This window comes from uncultured Veillonella sp., from assembly GCF_900545205.1.
Lineage (GTDB): Bacteria > Bacillota > Negativicutes > Veillonellales > Veillonellaceae > Veillonella.
In genome coordinates, this window is the sequence record NZ_UQYC01000118.1 from 1 (window position 1) to 3,177 (window position 3,177).

The following is a 3,177-nucleotide window of genomic DNA, read 5'->3' on the forward strand; positions in this document are numbered from 1 at the left end:
TGTCATAACTGTACCAAATGGTAATGGATTTGGCACCATTTCCACTGGAACCTCTGGAACACCAGCTTTCATAACCTCAATAACTGGGCCATCGTAAGTAGCACCCATAACGATGAGCTTTGTAGCGTCCACTACGGAACCACCACCTACAGCAAGAACGAAATCTACGCCATGTTCTTTAATGAAAGCAACGGCACGTTCACAAGTTTCAAGAGATGGATTTGGCTCAATACCGCCAAACTGTTCTACCTTGCGACTGCCAAGAGCTGCAACAATGCGGTCAATAAGACCACTGCGCACTGCAGAGCCACCACCATACGTAATGAGCACCTTTGCATCCTTTGGCACTAATGCATTTAATTCGCTCAAGCGATCTTTACCGAATACAATATGTGTAGGGTTATAAAAATCAAAGTTAAACATAGTGACCTCCTATGTATATCATATAAAACCTATAAGTCTAATTGTACGAAATTTATATCTATTATATCATTTTTTCGATATTCTTAGATATGCTACACCCCTTATCATTAGCGAGCTCATAAAAGCCATAGCTTTAATCTATAGCTAACCGATATCTTTTGCTCTATATACAAAATCCCATTCACATGATAGGATATATACATTATATGTATAAGTAGAAAGGGATGTTCACATGAAATTAAAAAAATTTATTGCCCCTCTTCTCGTTGGCGTTCTAGCATTCGCCATCGCAGGTTGCGGCACAGATACAAATCAATCTAGCCAAGCACCAAAAGAAATTAAAATCGGTGCTACTGCAGGTCCTCACGCTCAAGTAGCTGAAGCAGTTGCAAAAGAAGCTAAAAAACAAGGTATCGACCTTAAAGTTGTAGAGTTCTCCGATTATGTAACACCAGATAAAGCTCTTGCTGATGGCGACATTCAATTGAATGCGTACCAACACGTGCCATTTATGGAAAACTTTAACAAACAAAATGGTTCCAACTTAGTAGCAATCGGTAAAACCCTTTTAGTGCGTATGGGATTATATAGTAATAGTGTACATAGCGTACAAGATGTACCTGAAGGCGCTACGGTTTCTATTCCAAATGACCCTACTAATGGTGGTCGTGCATTAGTATTATTAGCTAAAGCTGGATTAATTACGTTAAAAGATGGTGTCGGCTTCAAAGCAACTGTTGCAGATATCACATCTAACCCGAAAAATATAAAGATTCAAGAATTAGAAGCAGCTCAATTACCTCGTAGTCTAGATGATGTAACAATTGCAGTTATTCCAATGAATTATGTACAAAGTGCTGGCCTTAGTGTAGAAAAACAAGGCTTCTTCTTCGAATCAAAAGATGAACCACTAACAGTCATCGTACTTGCGGTACGTAGTGAAGACAAAGACAACGAAACTTACAAAAAAATTGCAGACATTTACAAATCTGATGCAATTAAACAATTCATCAACGATACTTTCAAAGGTAGCATTACCTCTGCAAACTAAATAAACAAGAACCGACCTCTATCAAATTAGAGGCCGGTTCTTTTATTTATAATGCTAAAAAGCGATACCCTAACTTTTTAGAGTATCGCTCTTATTTTATTCTTTAGTATCACTCACGTTTATTCTTCAGTGTCGAATGTAACGTCCAATGGTTGGCGTTCCACAATATTGCGGTAACGAACCTTTGGATAGCCCATCAAGATACCACCAGCAATGATTTTATCCTCAGGTACACCTAATAGTTCCAATAGTGGTTTATACTCTGCTTCGCCTGCATGTTCAAAGAAGCCAGCCCAACAAGTGCCTAAACCTAATGTTGGTGCATACAACTCTGCATAAGACAAGCAGGAATGCCCGCTATCGTGAGTACGGTGAATATCTTTTTTAGAACCGATGGCCACTACTAGCGCAGGCGCATCGCGCAAGATGTATTCCTTACCCTTATCGACCTCAGCTTGTGCTGCACGAGCATAAAGACGCATAATCGGCACAGTTTTCGCAGCCAAATGCATCCACTCAAGAACGAGATCTGCAATGCGACGCAACTTTTGTTTGTCCCGAATAACAATATAGGAAATACCTTGTGTATTTGTTGCTGTTGGAGCCATTCTTGCAACGTTTAAGACCTTGCGAATAAGCTCAGCAGGAACTGGTTTATTTTGATAATTACGAATAGAGCGACGGCTGCGCAAGAATAACTCAGCTTGCTCTGGCGTTAATTTTTGTTCTTTTGTGATATCGATTTGCTCTTTACGTGGGGTCATATCACTATCAAGAGCAAGCGTTGGGCATACGGAAATACAATGCCCACAGGAGATACAACCTCCCTTGCCAGTTACAGGCCCATTTTCGGACATCACTAGCAAGCCTGTTGGACAGTCAGCTACGCAAAGGCCGCATCGTGTACAGACTTCTGTATTGACGGTAAATAACATCTGATAAATCCTCCAAAAACTACTATAAAATTTATTATAACACAATTAATCGAGGGTTATCTAGGCGACGTACTCTTTTGAAAATCAGCCAACCTATTTTGATGGGGCCCCGTTACATTTCGACAACCTAGTAAAAAAAGTACCAATATACTTGCTTGCTCCGTTCTTCGCAAAGTCGCTGCACAAGTATATTGGTACTTTTTTATTACTATATTTATAAAGACGTCCCATCAAAATAGGTATATTGACCGTTAAATACGTACCCCCTAGATAACCTGATTAATTCCAATAAAAAAGCTTTATAGTAGTAGCGCCACGCCCACCGTCTGGGAGAAACTAGCCTGAGACTAGTCCGTGGATTAGTTTTAAGCCCAATTTAGTCAAAACTACCTAGCGTTCTTTCCCTCGCCCCACCAAAAGCAGATTGAGTAAATATCTGATGTAGCTTGTGGTGGGGAGTTCGGAATATATGGAGGGAACTTAGTCGCTTGCTATGGGACTGTTTCACAGCAGGTGTTATAAAAATAAAACTAGGTATTTCTGCAGCAACTTTACGAAGGACGGAGCAAGGAGATACCTAGTTTTATTTTTAATTGAGTTGTCGCAACGAAACGGGGCCCCATAGCAAGCGACGTAAAAAGCTCTTATATGCTAGGCCCCATCACAAGCGGAAAAGACATTTACTCAAATGCTTTTATAAGTTCCATGTATTCCGCTTTGTGTGTCATTCTCCAGGTACCAAAGTCTGGTTCTGGAGATTGGTTAAGA

3 protein-coding genes are annotated in these 3,177 nt (G+C 40.3%); 1 reads left to right on the forward strand and 2 read right to left on the reverse strand.

The annotated features are described in order from the left end of the window. On the reverse strand, positions 1-423 hold a 423-nt coding region (locus QZR70_RS08755), incomplete at its 3' end, for an iron-containing alcohol dehydrogenase (RefSeq protein ID WP_295794569.1). A gap of 232 nt (positions 424-655) precedes the next feature. Here QZR70_RS08755 and QZR70_RS08760 point away from each other — a divergent pair. Next, the gene (locus tag QZR70_RS08760; protein WP_105089831.1) at positions 656-1,474 is read left to right on the forward strand and encodes a MetQ/NlpA family ABC transporter substrate-binding protein; all 819 of its coding nucleotides are present in this window, start codon (positions 656-658) and stop codon (positions 1,472-1,474) included. A gap of 119 nt (positions 1,475-1,593) precedes the next feature. Here QZR70_RS08760 and QZR70_RS08765 read toward each other — a convergent pair whose 3' ends face one another. Further along, entirely contained in the window at positions 1,594-2,409 is an 816-nt protein-coding gene (locus QZR70_RS08765; protein WP_105089832.1) for a nitroreductase family protein, read from the reverse strand. Positions 2,410-3,177: the final 768 nt, after the last annotated feature.

Excerpts from the sequence above, each read along its gene's own strand:
- QZR70_RS08760 (WP_105089831.1), top strand. The coding sequence starts at position 656 with ATGAAATTAAAAAAATTTATTGCCCCTCTTCTCGTTGGCGTTCTAGCA.
- QZR70_RS08765 (WP_105089832.1), bottom strand. The coding sequence starts at position 2,409 with ATGTTATTTACCGTCAATACAGAAGTCTGTACACGATGCGGCCTTTGC.